The organism is Sandaracinus amylolyticus, assembly GCF_000737325.1.
GTDB lineage: Bacteria > Myxococcota_A > Polyangia > Polyangiales > Sandaracinaceae > Sandaracinus > Sandaracinus amylolyticus.
Genome location: NZ_CP011125.1, coordinates 10,258,843 through 10,273,877, shown reverse-complemented (window position 1 = coordinate 10,273,877; position 15,035 = coordinate 10,258,843). Strand labels below are relative to the sequence as shown.

Below are 15,035 nucleotides of genomic sequence, written 5' to 3'. Positions count from 1 at the left end.
GCTTGCCGGGGCGCGCCCTGCCCTCACCCTTGCCAGCGATGTCGCTCCGTCCGTGGCTCGCGGTCCTCGTCTGTACGCTGTTCGTCACGCTGGTCGGCTGCCCGGGAGACCTGGAGTTCGGATCGCGATGCGAGCGCACCTCGCAGTGCCCCGAGCCGTTCGCGTGCGTGCTCGGGCGGTGCCGCTCGGAGTGCGTCGAGCAGCGCGACTGTCCCCTCGCGAGCGAGTGCGTGCTCGTCGACGGCGCAGGGGTCTGCACGCTGCCGCAGGACGCATGCGAGGACGACTCGGAGTGCCCGCAGCCGCTGGTGTGCGGCGAGGAGCGATGCCGCGCGACGTGCGTGGACGACGACGACTGCGCGCGCGGCGCGCAGTGCGACGCGCGCGACGGACGCAACGTGTGCGTCGCGGGCGCGAGCGTGCCGCCCGACGGAGGCGACGAGACGCCGATCGACGCGGGCGTGGACGCCGGCGCCGACGGCGGCACGTCGCGCTGCAGCGATCCCGGCGACGGAACGGTCCGGCCCGGGCTCGACGGTTGGTGCATCGAGAGCAGCGGGCTGACCGACGTCGACACGCGCGTCGGCGCGATCGTGTGGGGTGATCGTCACGCGCTCGAGATCGATCTTCGCGGCGCGCCGGCGGGCAGCTGGGTCCGCGCGTACCAGGAGCTCGCGCTCGACGAGAGCGTCTCGCACACCGCGCTGGTGCCCGAGCTGGACGTCGCAGGCGGCGCGGCGATCTTCGCGCTCGAGGCGCTCGACGCGAGCGGCGCGGTGATCGCGCGGCGCGCGTACGTGCACGGCGCCACGCCCGGCGACGACGATGCGTGCGACGCGACCGGGCGCGAGACGACGCGCTGCGATCACGTCGATCGGTACGACGACTACCTGCTCGCGACCGGCACGGCGCTCGGCGACATGCGGACCGACGTCGCGCGCGTCGTACGCGTGCGGCGGATGATCGAGCTCGTCGCGGGCGAGGGCTCGGAGGCGCGCCTGCTCTCGTCGGGGTTCACCGACGACGTGACGCCGTGCCCGATCGCGTGGTGGCGCAACGAGCCGGCGATCGCGCGCGCGTTCTTCGATCGTCCGGGCACGCGCCTCGACGCGCAGCTCGCGTGGGGCGGTGATCTCACCGCGGCGGTGCACCTCTCGCCGCGCGCGGCGTGTGGGAGCGCGATCGTGTTCGAGGGTGCGCGCTGGCTCGAGCGCAGCGCTGCGCTCCCCGAGGACGGCGGCGCAGCGACCGTCGAGCTGTGGTGGAGCGCGGAGCAGAGCTACGGAGGATCGCTCCCGCACGCGCTGCTCTGGCAGGCCGACGGAGATCTCGGCGTGATGATCCAGGGCAGGCGGCTCCGCGTCACCGCGGGCGCGTGCGGCGGCGATCCGTCGACGCCCGCGCTCGAGGTGATCGACGAGGCGCATCCGATCGTCGACTTCGACGTGCGCCCGCAGGAGATCGAGGTGCTCGTCGATCACCGGACGCCGCGCCTCTGCCTCGCGCGCGAGGGCGTGCGCATCGGATGCGACGACACCCCGGCGTGCGAGATGCCGGCGCGCGGCCGCGGCGCGCTGCGGATCGCGGCGGGCGCGCCCGGCGTGCACCAGCCCTTCCGCGGCACGCTCGACGAGCTGCGCGTCCGCGCCGGCGACGTGAGCCCCGATCCCGCGCGCGGCCGCACCGGCGCGTGTTACGTCGATCGCGTGTGCGCGACCGGCTCGGCGCGCTGGGTGCGCGACTCGGGCTCGCTCGAGTGCCGCCCGCCGACCGACTGCACGACCGTGTCGACGTGCCCGGCGCACGCGCGCGATGGGAGCGCCGAGTGCACGGGCGGAGGCGCCGATCTCGAGTGCGTGATCTCGCCCGACTGCTTCACGCTGACCGGCACCTGCGAGCAGGACTGCGTGAGCTCGGATCTCTGTCGCGAGTCGATCGCGATCGTGCGCGCCTGCGGGACCTAGGAGAGAAAGCGCGCGCGGAGCTCGGGCGTGGGGACGCGGCACTGCTCGGTGCGGCCGAACCATCGGTATCGATGGCGCGCGATGAATCGATACACCGCGTCGCGCACGAAGCGCGGGACGATCACGAACGCGTAGAGCACCGGCCAGAGCCCGCCCAGACGACGCGCGATGCGCAGCGCCGCGGTCGAGTGCTCGTAGAGGCGCCCGTCCTCGAGCAGCACGACGCTCTCGGGATCGCCCTCGGGGGGCGTGCGACCGTGCTCGCGCAGCATCGCGGCGGCGCGCTCCGACTGCAGCGACGCGAACTGGAAGGTGCCGCGCGGGTCGCGATCGACGATGAACTGCACCGCGCCGTGGCAGAGGTTGCAGACTCCGTCGAAGAGCACGATCGGATGATCGGAGGTCACGCCCTGCGATCCTGAGGACGGCCGGGGCCGCCGGCAACACGTCAGTCCGAGACCCGAGGGCGCGACGAGGCCCCCGTGCTAATGCCTGACCCCGTGCCCGAGGCCGCCGTTCCGACCGCTTCGTATTGGCTCAGCCGGCTCGATGCCGTCGCGTGGCTGCGTGGCCTGCCGGACGCGTCGGTCGATCTCGTCGTGACCGACCCGCCGTACGAGTCGCTCGAGAAGCACCGCGCGGTGGGCACGACGACGCGGCTCAAGCACAGCAAGTCGTCGAGCAACGACTGGTTCACGGTCTTCCCGAACGCGCGCTTCGAGGAGCTCTTCCGCGAGGTGCACCGCGTGATGCGGAAGAACACGCACTTCTATCTCTTCTGCGATCAGGAGACCGCGTTCCACGCCAAGCCGGTCGGCGAGAAGGTCGGGTTCAAGTTCTGGAAGCCGCTCATCTGGTCGAAGGTGACGATGGGCATGGGCTACCACTACCGGTCGACGTACGAGATGATCCTCTTCTTCGAGAAGGGGAAGCGCCGGCTCAACGACCTCGGGATCTCCGACGTGATCGTGGAGAAGCGCATCCACCGGGGCTATCCCACCGAGAAGCCGGTGCGCGTGAACCGCGTGCTGATCGAGCAGAGCACCGCGCCGGGTGAGATCGTCATCGACCCATTCATGGGCACCGGCTCCGCGGGGCTCGCGGCGATCGAGGTCGGGCGATCGTTCTGGGGCAACGACATCAGCGAGAAGGCGCTCGCGATCGCCGAGGAGCGGCTGGGGACGACGGGCGCGACGCGGCTCGGGGCGCCGCCTTTCCCGCGCACGCTCCTGGCGTTCTGACGCTCGCGGTGACGTCTCGAGCTTTGGGTGGTAAGCGCGGCACGCATGCCGCTCACCGGGACGCAGTACGCGAACCTGATCGCGTCGTACGTGGTGCACAACTTCGGGCACCGCGGGATCACGGTCTATCGCGAGGTCTATCTCGGCAAGACGATCATCGGGAAGAACCGGCGGCTCGACATCTTGATCCTCGAGGAGCAGACGCGCGTCGCGATGGGCCTCGAGTGCAAGTACCAGGACACGGCGGGCACTGCGGACGAGAAGATCCCCTACGCGCTCGCCGACATGGAGCAGCTCGACATGCCGGTGTGCCTCGTCTACGCGGGCAAGGGCTGGAGCGGTGGGATCCTGCACATGCTGCGCGCCTCGCCGCTCGCGGCGTACTGCGAGCCCGACGGAGACTCGCTCGCGCCGAGCGATCAGACGCGCGAGCTCGATGCGGCGCTCGCGATGACCTTCAAGTGGTGGGACCTTGTGGTGCGCGGAAAGTCGCCGTTCACGATCGGGAAGAAGGCATGAGCTGGCGCATCGAGGCGATGCGTGATCACGAAGGACGCGCGGCGGGCGAGATGCTCGGACGTGCGTTCTCCGAGAACCCGGTCGCGAGGGCGTGCCTCTCGTTCTGCGATCGCGATACACGCCTCTCGCGCGTCGCGTGGCTCAACCGCGGGCTCGTCGAGGCGGCGCGCCGCGCGGGGACGATCGAGGTCGTGCGCGAGGGCGAGCGCATCGTCGGCGCGCAGCTCTCGTTCGCGCCGGGTGCATGGCCGCTGCGCGCGAGCGTGTATCCGTGGATGGCGGGAGGCGCGCTCGGGACCGGCGTGCGCGGCGCATGGCGCTACGCGCGATACGACCACGAGGTGCATCCGTTCCATCCGCGGGAGCCGCACTTCTACCTCTGGGTGCTCGGGGTCGAGCCCGCGGTGCAGGGACGCGGCGTCGGAAGCGCGCTGCTGCGAGCGTTCTGTGCGCGCGCCGACCAGGCGCGGATGCTGGCGTACCTCGAGACCGATCGCCGCGAGAGCGTGCTGCTCTACCAGCGGCACGGGTTCGAGATCGCAGAGGAGGTCACGATCCCGGCGCTCGGGGATCTGCGGGCGTGGATGATGCGTCGCGCCCCGCGAGCGTGACCGGATTGCGCGATCACACGTCGGTGCGCACGTGCGAGGGACATGAGCCTCGCCGGCCACGTCTCGCGCGCAGTGACGCGCGCGCTCTTGCCCGCCGCGCAGCGAGAGCGCCTCGCCGGGCTGCAGCTGCGCGATGCAGGGCACGGCTGGGACCGGCTGGGCATGCACCCGGACTCGGTGAAGCTCTCGGCCGCGACCACACGCTTCCTCTACGACGTGTGGTTCCGCGTGGACTCGCGCGGCGCCGAGCACGTCCCGAGCACGGGCCCTGCGATCCTCGCCGCGAACCACGCGGGCCTCTTGCCGCTCGACGGAATGATGCTGTGGGCCGACGTGCTGCGGCAGACGAGCCCGCCGCGCGTCGCGCGCATGGTCGCCGACACGTTCGTGCCGCGACTGCCGTTCGTCGGCACCGCGTTCAGCCGCAGCGGCGTGGTCGGCGGCACGCGCGGGACGGTCGACCGCCTGCTCGACGACGGAGAGCTCCTCGGCATCTTCCCCGAGGGCGTGCCCGGGATCGCGAAGCCCTTCGCGGAGCGCTACCAGCTGCGCCCGTTCCGCGTCGGCCACGCCGAGCTCGCGATCCAACACGGTGCGCCGATCGTGCCGGTCGGCATCATCGGGTCCGAGGAGCAGTGGCCCGAGCTCGCGCGCATCGAGTCGTTCCACGCGTGGGGCGCGCCCTACCTGCCCATCCCCGCGACGCCGATCCCGCTGCCGGTGCGCTACCGCATCCGCTACGGCGCGCCGATCGATCCGCGCGGGCGCTTCTCGGCGCGACAGGCCGACGATCCCGCCGCGGCACGAACGCTCGCGCGCGAGGTGCAGGCCGCGGTGCAGGCGCTCGTCGACGAGGGACTGCGCGAGCGAAAGGGGATCTTCCGATGACCGGCGTGCTGGTGACGGGCGCGACGACGCTCTTCGGTCGCGCGCTGGTGGAGCGCCTCCTCGCGCGGCGCGACGGCACCACGGTGCTCGCCGTCGCCGCGGAGCGGACGTGGCCCGGCGTGCAGGATCGACGGCTGCACTACTTGCCGCTCGACCTCACGCGCTCGCGCGACGTGCGCGAGCTGCTCTTCGGTCCCGCGCGCGATCTCGCGATCGACGCCGTCGTGCACTCCGCGCATCACCGCAGCGTGCGCGCCGAGGGCCGTCGCGTGCACGCGCTGAACGTCGACGCGACGCGCGAGATGCTTCAGCTCGCCGAGCGCCACCCGACGATCCGTCGCTTCGTGTACGTCGGGTCCGCGGAGATCTATCGCGTCGATGCGCAGCTGCCCGCGCTGATCGGCGAAGATCATCCGATCGAGATGGGCCCCGAGATGCCGCAGCGGGTGCGTGATCGCGTCGAGGCGGACCTCACGGTGTGCGTGCGCATGGGGCTCTCACCGCTCTCGATCGCGGTGCTGCGCCTCGCCGAGACCTTCGCGCCCGAGTGCGGCAGCCAGCTCTTCGACTACCTCTCGTCGCGCGTTTGTTATCGGCCCATCGGGCACGATCCGATGCTCGACGTGATCTCGATCGAGGACGCGACGCGCGCCACCGAGCTCGCGCTCGGATCGCGCGCCCAGGGCGTGTTCAACGTGCCCGGCGCGGACGTGCTCCCGCTGAGCGCGGCGATCGCGTACGCGAAGCGGATCGCGATCCCGATCGGCGCGTCGCTGATCGGTCCGCTCTACACGGCGCGCGCGCGGGTGCGCGGCACCGAGTTCGAGTGGTCGCTCAACCGCCGGCGCTTCCGGTGGAGCGGCGTGCTCGACGGCGCGCGCGCGAAGCGCGAGCTGGGCTACGAGCCTCAGCAACGGGTGCGCTGGACCGCGCCCGCCGACGAGACGACGAAGCCGACCCCGCGCGTGCACGTCGACGACACGCTGCGCGTCACGCCGCCGACGTGACACGATCGCGTCGATGCGCCGGGTGTGGATCGTCGGCTCGTCCGGCGCGGGCAAGACGACGCTCGCGCGCACGGTCGCGTCGTGCCTCGCGCTCCCCCACGTCGAGCTCGACGCGATCCACCACCAGGCCGATTGGCGCCCGCTTCCGACGCCCGAATTCCGCGCGCGGGTCGAGGCTCGGCTCGACGCGTCGGACGCGTGGGTCGTGTGCGGTCAGTACGTCTCGAAGCTCGGCGATGTCGTGCAGCGGCGCGCCGACACGGTCGTGTGGCTCGACCTGCCGCGCGGGCTCGTCATGCGCCGGCTCGTCGCGCGCAGCCTCCGCCGCGTGATCACGCGCGAAGAGCTGTGGAACGGAAACCGCGAGTCGTGGCGCGCGCTCGCGAGCCGCGAGCCCGAGGAGAACGTCGTGCTCTGGGCGTGGACGCGCTTCGACGACATCCGCGCGCGCTACGACGCGCTCTTCGAGACCGCCCCCACGCATCTCACGCTGCATCGACTGCGCTCACCGGCGGAGGTCGCGCGGTTCGTGCACGACCTCCGCCGGTGACCGATCAGCGCGTGTGCAGCCCGACGCGGTTGCCCTCGGTGTCGATCACGAACGCGATCTCGCCGATCTCGCCGATCGACGTCTTCGGGAGCGCGATCGTCCCGCCCGCGCGCTGCGCGCGCTCGAGCCACGCGTCGAGCTCGCCGCGCGCGTCGAGGTACACGACCGTGCCTTTGCCCGACGGCGCGTTGTTCGGATCGGCGACCAGCGCGCCGCCGACGTCCACGTCCTCCGACGACGCGAGCATCGCGTGCGGAACGCCGACGAACTCCATGCGGCGCAGCTTCGTGCCGGTCATCGCCTCGTAGAAGCGCGCAGCACGATCGAGGTCGGCGCAGGGGATCTCGAACCAGGTGATCACACTCTTCGACTTGCTCATGCGAGCATCGTGGAGCGGACCTCTGTCAGCATGATGTCAGGTTTGTCGCGGCGCGACCCGGAACGCGACGCGCGCCCCGCCGCCCCGACGGTTCTCGGCCCACGCGCGACCGCCGTGTGCCTGCGCGATGCGCCGCACCAGCGAGAGCCCGAGCCCGAGCGATCCCGCGCTCGCGCCCGCGCGTCGCTCGCCGCGATAGAACGGATCGAACACCTTCTCGATCTCGTCGCCCGCGAACCCCGGCCCGTCGTCGTCGACCGCGAACACCAAGCCGCCCTGCACGTCGCGCTCGATCACCAGGCGCACGATGCCGCCCGCGTGTCGCTTCGCGTTCTCGAGCAGGTTCGCGAGCGCGCGCCCGAGCAGCGTCGCATCGCCGTCGAACGGCACGCTCTCCTCGTCGCTCTCCAGCAGATCGATCGAGAGCCCGGCGCGCTCCAGCGCGCGCGCACCGAGATCGAGCGCCTCGAGCGGGCGTCGCTCGATCGCGTCGAAGCTCAATCGTGAGCTCGCGAGCAGCTCGCCCACCAGATCGTCGATCTCGAGCACCTCGCGCTCGAGCTCGTCGCACGTCTTCGTCCCGAGCGGCTCGCCGCGCTCCGCTCCGTCGCGCGCGGTCTCGAGCAGGATCCGGATGTGCCCGAGCGGCGTGCGGATCTCGTGGCTCACCGCCGCGAGGAGCTCGCGCTGATCGCGCAGCTGCTTCTCGATGCGCGCCGCCATGTCGTCGATCGCGTCGGCGAGCACGCCGAGCTCGCCGGTGCGGTGGTGCCCGATGCGCACGCGCGATCCGAGCTTGCCCGTGCCCACGTCGCGCGCGACCTGCACCACGTGCGAGAGCGGGCGCACCAACCTCCGCGCGATCACGCCCGACGCCGCCCAGAGCGTGCCGCACGCGACGACGACGCCGAGGATGAGCAACCATCCGGGCCGCGGCGCCGCGCGCTCCGCGCACACCTCGACGCGGCCGACCTCGCGCCCACCGCGGATCACCGGCGCCTCGAAGCGCGGATGACGACACTCGCGCGCGCCGAAGCGCGACAGCTCGTGCCCGCGCGCGTCCTCGAGCACGACCTGCACGTCGAGCTGATCCGACGTGGTGCGCGCGAGCTCGTCGCGCGCCGCGGGATCGTCCCAGACCACCGCGTACTGGTGCCCCACGAAGTGGCGCAGCCGCTCCCAGTCCTCGTGCCAGCCGCGATAGGGCGCGGACGCGAGGGAGAGCACGAGCCACACGCTCGCGCCGGTCATCACGATCGACGCGCCGAACCACGCGAAGATGCGGCGATGCAGCTTCGCGCGGACCCAGTACGTCAGCCCGCGACCGAAGGGCGGCGGCGTGGGCCTGCAGCGCTCTTCACGCACCGTTGACGCCTTCGCGCGAGAGCACGTAGCCGACGCCGCGCACCGTCTTGATGCGCTGCGGCGGATCGTCGCCGAGCTTCTTGCGCAGCCGCGAGATGTGCACGTCGACCGTGCGCTCGCCGACCACGACGTCGTCGCGCCCCGCCTCCGCGAGCAGCGCGTTGCGGGGAATGACGCGCCCCGCGCGCTTGAGCAGCGCGACGAGGATGTCGAACTCGAGCCCGGTGAGCTCGACGACGCGCCCGTCGACGCTCACCTCGCGCGTGCCGAGATCCGCGCTGATGCCCGCGGCCGAGATGCGCTGATCGCTCGTCTCGGGGCGACCACGACGCATCACGGCGCGCAGGCGCGCGAGCAGCTCGCGCGGCGAGAACGGCTTCGGCACGTAGTCGTCCGCGCCGAGCTCGAGGCCGACCACACGATCGGTCTCGTCACCGCGCGCCGTCAGCATGATCACCGGGAGCGCGCCCTTCTCGACCCGGATGCGGCGCAGCACCTCGAGCCCGTCCATCTGCGGCATCATCACGTCGAGCAGCACGGCGTCGTACGCGCCGCTCTGACCTCCACCGAGCGCAGCGAGCCCCTTGGGCCCGTCGGGCGCATACGCGAGCGTCACGCCGTTCTGCGCGAGATACGTCTCGAGCAGCTCGAAGAGCCGTCGATCGTCGTCGATCAGGAGCACCCGGATCATCGGTGGAGGCCCGCCTCGGTCACGCGCTCGATCTTACTCGCTGTGCGCCCAGCGTGCGTCGTGGCGCGCCTCGTGGCGCTCACCTTCGTACACGCGATGCGCGGCGCGCGTGCACACGTCGGCGACGTGCGCCTCGAACGCGTCGCGACGCGCCTCGTGCCCGCGGCGCGCGCAGTGCGCGAAGCTCGCGAAGCCGCTCGCGTACCCAGCGACGGTGCCGAACGCGAGCAGACCGATCAGCAGCTTTCGTCCGAAGAACATCGTGATCTCTCCTCGTCTCGAAGAAGGTCTCTCGCTCACGCCCAGTCGCTGCGGCCGCGATACGGCCCGCCGCCGAAACGACCCCAGCCGCCGCCCGCGGCGAGGCCACGGTCGATCAGATCCGCGAGCTGCTTGCGCTGCGTCTCGTCGAGCGCGTCGCTCACGCGCGCGAGCGCGCCGACCATCGCCTTGCGCACCTCGCGCAGCTTCTCGTCGTGGCGCGCGAAGAGCTCGCCCATCTGCACCTCGTCGACGATGCCGGCGCGCAGCGCGGCCGCGATGTCACGGCGCGTGTCGTCGAGCTCGGTGCGCAGCGAGCGCGTCGAAGCGAAGATCTCCTCGACCGACTGCTTGATCACCTTCTCCTGACCGGGCGAGGTGTCGAGCCGCTCGAAGAGCCCGCGCATCCACCCGCCGCCCCAGCCGCCGCGGCGCCAACCACCACCCCAGCCGTGATGATCGTGGTGGTGCCAGCCATGACGGTGATGGCCGAAGCCGCGCCCGCACGCGCCGCCACCGCGGACCACCTTCACCAGACCGATCAGACACGCAGTTCCGACCAGGAATCCCAACATCGTCGCGTCCTCCGTGGGCGGCCACGCACGATGCGGGCATCGCCTTCGGAGAACGAAGATGCGGTGCGATGTTTGAGCGACGCCGGGGACCGCGGTGAAGAAACATGAAGCCGGCGCTCGCTTCGTCAGCGAGGCCGGCTTCGTCGCGCGATCAGCGGTCGATCACTCCCAGTCGGGGCGATCTTCGGCCGGCGCCGCAGCAGGCTCGACCGACGACTGCACCGCGGGCGGCGGCGGCGCCGACGCGGCGGGCGCGGGCGCGAACGCCGGCGTCGTGCCGAGCGCGTCGAAGTAGTAGCGGAACCCGGCGCCGCCCACGAGACCGGTGTTGCCGAAGCCCATGACGAAGTCGGGCTGCGGCGTGCCGAAGTCGGAGTCGTCGGGCCAGATCTGGGTGCCGATGCCGACCTGGAAATTGATCACGCAGTGATCGTCGAGGCGGTGCTCGACGCGCAGGTCCGCTTCGATCGTGAACGCGGCGTTCGTGTCGAGCTCGCCCGCGACGCTCTGGCTGTCGACGAGCACGCCGATGCGCCCGCCGATCTGCAGGTTCGTCTGCGTCGCGTCGGTGAGCGTGTAGAACACGCCCGCCGCGCCGCCGAAGTTCGGCGTGAGCACGCCGCCCTCGGGCAGGTTGAGCGAGAGCCCGAGGATGAAGTCGAGCTCCAGGCGGCCGAGGCCGACCGAGAGCGCGAATCCGCTCGGGCCGCCGAGCGAGACGTCGGCGCCGACGGCGAGCCCGTTGACGTCGTAGGCGTGCGCGGTGCGGGGCGCGAACGAGAGCGCGGCGACGCAGAGCGCGGCGGCCGCCAGGACGCGTGTGTGGTTGCGATCCATGAGGTCCTCCGTGCGCGGGACTCTCGCGGAGGCCGCGGAGAACACCAAGAAAACGGCGGTGTCCGGTGCGATCGCCGTCGCGCGCCGTCCGACGATCCGCGCGCCTGCTGAGGAGAGCCGGAGAATTTTTGAGGAGAGCAGGAGGGTTAGGAAGGCCACGTCATCGGGATTTCCTGTCGACTCACCGCACGCGGAGCGCTCGGACGAAGCGATCCGTTCGCGGCGATCGCACGCGGTGAGTCGGCAGGCAGCGCGACGACCCGAGCTTCGACTGCTCCGCCCGAAAACCCGACTCGGGCACGACGCGCAAATCCGAGCCTCACCACGCGCACGGCGACGTGGTGTTCCTAACGCGCCTGCTCTCCTCGAAAATTCTCTTCGGGCGCGCGCATCACGCGCATCCGAGCCCCACCACGCGCACTCACCTGATTCAGCGGGACGGAGGCGGCGGGCGGCTGGTCGGGCGGTCGCGGTGGGCGCTCGCGAAGCGCACCGCGACGTCGCGCAGGTCGTCCAGGTCGAACGGCTTCGCCAGCGATGCGTCGACCTCGAGCCGCTTCGCGACCTCGGCGCGCGAGTAGGCTGCGCTGATCAGCGCGATCTTCGGCATCGCGTCGCCCCTGAACGCAGCGCGCAGCGCGCAGAGCAGCTCTTCGCCGTCCATGTGCGGCATCATCAGGTCGACGAGCACGAGGCACGGCTTCACACGCGTCGCGATCTCCAGCGCGTGCCGGGGATCGGTCGTGGCTTCGACGAGCCAGCCCGCGTGCTCGAGCACCTTCCGCGCGAGCGTCACCACGTCTGCGTCGTCGTCGACGACGAGGATCGGACAGCGCTCGGCCAGCGGTACTCGGTTCACTCCACCTCGTCGTCGTCCCCGGTCGCGGCCGTTTCCACCACCGCGGGCGGCGGCTTCGGACCGAAGACCCAGGCGAGGAAGATGGACACGAAGTAGAGCAGGACCAACGGCACCAGCATCATCAGCTGCGAGCCGACGTCCGGCGGCGTGAGCAGCGCCGCGATCACCGCCGAGATCACGATCCACCACCGCGCGAACCCGAGCAGCTGCTTCCAGTTCACGATCCCCGCGAACGAGAGGAACGTGATCACCACCGGGACCTCGAACGTGATTCCGAACGCGAGGAGCATCCGCACCGAGAAGTCGAGGTACTCCGACATCATCAGCGTGGGCTGGATGCGGAGCTCGGAGTCCGGGAGCATCCCCGCGAAGCCGAGGAACGTCTCGAACGCGGCGGGGAACACCACGAGGTAGCCGAAGAACGATCCTCCCGCGAAGAAGATCGTCGACGCGAGCACGAAGGGCAGCGCGAGGCGCTTCTCGCTTCGATACAGGCCCGGCGCGATGAACTGCCAGAGCTGCCAGAAGAGCCACGGGCTCCCGAAGATCAGCCCGCACACGAAGGCGATCTTCATGTACGCGACGAACGGATCGATCGGGTTCGCGAAGTGCAGCTGGGGATCGCCCAGCCCGAGCTGACGCCACGCCTGCACGAGCGGGCGCGTGAGCAGATCGAGGATGCGCTCCTTGAACGCCCACGCGATGGCGACGCCCGGGATCAGCCCCCAGAGCGCCTTGACGAGGCGGTTGCGCAGCTCGCCGAGGTGCTCGAAGAACGTCATCTCGACGTCGTCCTCGGGGTCCGACGCGTCGCCGATCTTCTTCTCGAGCGCAGCCGTCTTCGCGGGCTTGCCCATCACGCCTCTCCGCTCGCCTTCGCCTTGATCGCAGCGAGCGTCGCGGCGCTCTCGTCGACCGACTTCGCGTCTCGCGTCTCGGGGAACGGCTTCGCCGCGAGCGCGTGCTGGATCTCCGAGAGGTCGACGCCGTCGAGCGGCATCTCCATCGTGCGCTGCTTGTACGTGAGCCCGCGCGCGCCCCCGCTCGATGCGGCCGCCGACGACGCGCCCATCGGCGCCGCCACCGGCACCGGCGCGACCGGCGCCTCGTCCTCGAGGGGCGGCGGCGGTGCGTGCGCCGAGACCATCGGCTTCGCGGGGGCGGTGCCCGACGACGCCAGCGCGGCCGAGGACGCGGCGGCCGAGGACGCGGCGGCCGAGGACGCTGCGGCCGCCGAGGCCGCGGGCGCGACCGGCTTCGGCGCGGGCTTCTGGCTCATCGCGAGCAGCTTCTGCTTCCGCAGCTCCGCGAGCTCTCGCAGCTCCTCGTCGCGCAGCAGATCGTCGATGCCGGTGCTCGCCCGGATCTCGTTCGCGGCGCGCCGGAACTGCCGGTACGTCTTCGCCACGGTCTTGACCATCGTGGGGAGCTTGTCGGGCCCGACCGCGATGAGGATCAACACCGCGATCACGACCATCTCGCCGAACCCGATTCCGAACATGGCGGAGGCCACGGTGTAGCAGAATTCGGCTCTCCCGCGGAGCGTTCCGGCCCCGCCCTGCCCAGATGCGCAGACCTACGTGGTGTCCTCCGCGGCGACACCGGCCGCGAACGCGAGCGCTTCCTGGGGGCTCGCGGCGAGGCGGACCCACGCCGCGATCGTCCGCGCACGCTCGCGCGCGGTCTCCTTCGCGAGCGGAGGCGCGGTGAGGCGCTCGATGCGATCCGCGATCGCGAATTCGAGATCGGGCGCGCGCGGATCGATCCCCTGCGAGAGCGCCTGCACGAGCGGGCTCGCGCGCACCGCACGCACGAAGCGTCGGACCTCGGCCGCCGAGCCCGGCGTGGTGGCGAGCAGCGCGCGGCCTTCGCGGGTGATCGCGTGACGTCGCGCGCCCTCGCGCGTCGCCCATCCGAGCGCGCGCGCGGCGGCGAGCTGGTAGTGCGCGTGCCTCCGCGCCATGCCCGCGTGCGTCGCGACGTCGTCGCCGGTCGACGGCGCGCGCGCGAGCACCTCGATCGTCGCGCGGATGCGACCGAGCTTCGTCGCGGCTTGCGGAACGTCCGCCGAGGGGACCGACATCGCAGCGGGCGATGGTAGCGTGCGCGTGGCATCATCGATCGCGCGTGGCGTACCGCGACGAGAACGACGCGCTGCGCGCGCGCATCGAGCAGCTCGAGCGCGAGAACGCGGAGCTTCGTCGCGAGCGCGCGCACCTCCGCGCGCCGCTGCGGACGACGACCACCGGCGAGCGTCTGCTCGGCGCGCCGCTGGTGTTGATCGAGGAGCGCGAGATCGACGGCGCGCTGCCAGCGAGCGCGCACGAGGAAGTGCTCGAGACGCTCCGCGCCGCGTTCGGCGCGATCGGGGACGGCCAGTCGGTCGGGCACACGCTCACGTGGCGGCTCGGTCCACCGGCGCGACAGCGCATCGTCGAGGTGATCGTGACCTCGCGCGAAGGACGCACGCGGGTGCGCGTGCTCGAGCGCCTCGGAACGCTCGCGGGCGGGCTCTTCGGCGGCATCGTCGGTGGCGCGGGCGCGGGCGGTGCCGCGGTGATCGCGCCGCTGCTCGCGCTCGTCGATCCGGTGCTCGCGCTGGTGTCGGTGCCGCTGTGGATCGGCGCGGTGCACGCGTTCGTTCGCGCCGGGTACGAGAGCACCGCGAACGCACGCGCGCGCGAGCTCGATGGGCTGACGAACGAGATCGAGCGCCTCGTGCGTCATCGCGTGGCGCAGGACGTGCCCAAGGTCCGCGTCGACGCGAAGCACGACGACGACGAGCACGTCACGGGCGCGACGCGCGCCGCAGAGCGCCGCGCGACCTGATCGGGATCACCGGCCCGAGCGGCGCGGTTGCGACCCGTCCGCGCGCGCATACCTCCCGGTCATGCGAATGCCTGTGCAGATCCACTTCCGCGACATGGACGCGTCGGAGGCGATGGAGTCTCTGCTGCGCGAGAAGCTCGAGGGTTTGGCCCAAATCGAGCCGCGCGCGACGTCGTGCCACGTCGTGATCGAGCCCACCGACAAGCGCCATCGTCACGGCACGATCCACCGCATCACGGTGCGGCTCGCGGTGCCCGGGGACGAGCTCGTCGTGAGCCGCGAGAGCGGCGAGGATCACTCGCACGAAGATCCGTACGTCGCGCTGCGCGATGCGGTCGACGCGCTTCGCCGCCAGGTGGTCGAGCGCAATCGCATGCGTCGCGGCGCCTGAGCGAGCGCCCGCGCGGCCCGCCCCGCCCACGTACCATCCCTCCGCGGCACGTGGGCGAGGCGGCGTGC

Annotated in this window: 20 protein-coding genes; 9 read left to right on the top strand and 11 right to left on the bottom strand. The window is 71.6% G+C overall.

Annotation, left to right across the window (positions count from 1 at the left end; translation table 11 throughout):
- Nucleotides 1-38: 38 nt before the first annotated feature.
- Complete coding sequence (locus tag DB32_RS43655; RefSeq protein WP_053238595.1) at nucleotides 39-1,964, top strand: hypothetical protein; 1,926 nt, start codon at nucleotides 39-41, stop codon at nucleotides 1,962-1,964.
- Here DB32_RS43655 and DB32_RS43650 read toward each other — a convergent pair.
- A complete protein-coding gene (locus DB32_RS43650) occupies nucleotides 1,961-2,371 on the bottom strand; it encodes a thiol-disulfide oxidoreductase DCC family protein (RefSeq protein WP_053238594.1) in 411 nt (136 codons plus the stop codon). The two genes, DB32_RS43655 and DB32_RS43650, sit on opposite strands and share 4 nt — an antisense overlap.
- A 93-nt stretch (nucleotides 2,372-2,464) precedes the next feature.
- On the opposite strand from DB32_RS43650, the gene DB32_RS43645 reads away from it, so the two are divergent.
- From DB32_RS43645 to DB32_RS43620, 6 genes are read left to right on the top strand one after another with little or no spacing between them, the layout of a single operon-like run.
- Nucleotides 2,465-3,205 (top strand): DNA-methyltransferase, encoded by a 741-nt coding sequence (locus DB32_RS43645; protein WP_240481333.1) that lies wholly within the window; start codon nucleotides 2,465-2,467, stop codon nucleotides 3,203-3,205.
- A gap of 45 nt (nucleotides 3,206-3,250) precedes the next feature.
- Nucleotides 3,251-3,724, top strand: a complete 474-nt coding sequence (locus tag DB32_RS43640; RefSeq protein WP_053238592.1) for a PD-(D/E)XK nuclease superfamily protein — start codon at nucleotides 3,251-3,253, stop codon at nucleotides 3,722-3,724.
- On the top strand, nucleotides 3,721-4,335 hold the full coding sequence (locus tag DB32_RS43635; RefSeq protein WP_053238591.1) for a GNAT family N-acetyltransferase: 615 nt from the start codon (nucleotides 3,721-3,723) through the stop codon (nucleotides 4,333-4,335). Before DB32_RS43640 ends, DB32_RS43635 begins: the two co-directional genes overlap by 4 nt.
- 42 nt (nucleotides 4,336-4,377) lie before the next feature.
- A complete protein-coding gene (locus DB32_RS43630) occupies nucleotides 4,378-5,223 on the top strand; it encodes a lysophospholipid acyltransferase family protein (RefSeq protein ID WP_053238590.1) in 846 nt (281 codons plus the stop codon).
- Nucleotides 5,220-6,230, top strand: coding sequence for an NAD-dependent epimerase/dehydratase family protein (locus DB32_RS43625; RefSeq protein ID WP_053238589.1), 1,011 nt, complete (start codon nucleotides 5,220-5,222; stop codon nucleotides 6,228-6,230). Before DB32_RS43630 ends, DB32_RS43625 begins: the two co-directional genes overlap by 4 nt.
- Before the next feature lie 13 nt (nucleotides 6,231-6,243).
- A complete protein-coding gene (locus tag DB32_RS43620) occupies nucleotides 6,244-6,780 on the top strand; it encodes a P-loop NTPase family protein (protein ID WP_053238588.1) in 537 nt (178 codons plus the stop codon).
- A 4-nt stretch (nucleotides 6,781-6,784) separates the two neighbouring features.
- Here DB32_RS43620 and DB32_RS43615 read toward each other — a convergent pair whose 3' ends face one another.
- The 10 genes from DB32_RS43615 to DB32_RS43570 form a co-directional block, all read right to left on the bottom strand.
- Nucleotides 6,785-7,159 carry a VOC family protein gene (locus DB32_RS43615; protein WP_053238587.1) on the bottom strand — a complete coding sequence of 125 codons (375 nt, stop codon included), beginning with the start codon at nucleotides 7,157-7,159 and terminating at the stop codon, nucleotides 6,785-6,787.
- Nucleotides 7,160-7,195: 36 nt separating this feature from the next.
- The gene (locus tag DB32_RS43610; RefSeq protein WP_053238586.1) at nucleotides 7,196-8,524 is read right to left on the bottom strand and encodes a HAMP domain-containing sensor histidine kinase; all 1,329 of its coding nucleotides are present in this window, start codon (nucleotides 8,522-8,524) and stop codon (nucleotides 7,196-7,198) included.
- Nucleotides 8,517-9,215, bottom strand: coding sequence for a response regulator transcription factor (locus DB32_RS43605; protein WP_053238585.1), 699 nt, complete (start codon nucleotides 9,213-9,215; stop codon nucleotides 8,517-8,519). Before DB32_RS43605 ends, DB32_RS43610 begins: the two co-directional genes overlap by 8 nt.
- 33 nt (nucleotides 9,216-9,248) lie before the next feature.
- Nucleotides 9,249-9,476: a hypothetical protein gene (locus tag DB32_RS43600; RefSeq protein WP_053238584.1), complete on the bottom strand. Its 228-nt coding sequence runs from the start codon at nucleotides 9,474-9,476 to the stop codon at nucleotides 9,249-9,251.
- Between the two features lie 35 nt (nucleotides 9,477-9,511).
- Nucleotides 9,512-10,051, bottom strand: a complete 540-nt coding sequence (locus DB32_RS43595; protein ID WP_053238583.1) for a periplasmic heavy metal sensor — start codon at nucleotides 10,049-10,051, stop codon at nucleotides 9,512-9,514.
- A gap of 162 nt (nucleotides 10,052-10,213) precedes the next feature.
- Nucleotides 10,214-10,888, bottom strand: a complete 675-nt coding sequence (locus tag DB32_RS43590) for a hypothetical protein (RefSeq protein ID WP_053238582.1) — start codon at nucleotides 10,886-10,888, stop codon at nucleotides 10,214-10,216.
- A 430-nt stretch (nucleotides 10,889-11,318) separates the two neighbouring features.
- A complete protein-coding gene (locus DB32_RS43585; protein WP_053238581.1) occupies nucleotides 11,319-11,747 on the bottom strand; it encodes a response regulator in 429 nt (142 codons plus the stop codon).
- Nucleotides 11,744-12,604 carry a twin-arginine translocase subunit TatC gene (tatC, locus tag DB32_RS43580; RefSeq protein WP_053238580.1) on the bottom strand — a complete coding sequence of 287 codons (861 nt, stop codon included), beginning with the start codon at nucleotides 12,602-12,604 and terminating at the stop codon, nucleotides 11,744-11,746. Before tatC ends, DB32_RS43585 begins: the two co-directional genes overlap by 4 nt.
- Nucleotides 12,604-13,248: a Sec-independent protein translocase protein TatB gene (gene tatB, locus DB32_RS43575; protein WP_053238579.1), complete on the bottom strand. Its 645-nt coding sequence runs from the start codon at nucleotides 13,246-13,248 to the stop codon at nucleotides 12,604-12,606. The genes tatC and tatB overlap by 1 nt, the downstream gene beginning before the upstream one ends.
- Before the next feature lie 75 nt (nucleotides 13,249-13,323).
- Entirely contained in the window at nucleotides 13,324-13,830 is a 507-nt protein-coding gene (locus DB32_RS43570) for a hypothetical protein (protein ID WP_053238578.1), read from the bottom strand.
- 44 nt (nucleotides 13,831-13,874) lie between these two features.
- Between DB32_RS43570 and DB32_RS43565 the strand changes: the two genes are divergently transcribed.
- Together DB32_RS43565 and DB32_RS43560 are read left to right on the top strand one after the other, a co-directional pair.
- Nucleotides 13,875-14,576, top strand: coding sequence for a hypothetical protein (locus tag DB32_RS43565; protein ID WP_053238577.1), 702 nt, complete (start codon nucleotides 13,875-13,877; stop codon nucleotides 14,574-14,576).
- Between the two features lie 61 nt (nucleotides 14,577-14,637).
- Nucleotides 14,638-14,967 (top strand): HPF/RaiA family ribosome-associated protein, encoded by a 330-nt coding sequence (locus DB32_RS43560; protein WP_053238576.1) that lies wholly within the window; start codon nucleotides 14,638-14,640, stop codon nucleotides 14,965-14,967.
- The last annotated feature ends 68 nt before the right edge of the window (nucleotides 14,968-15,035 follow it).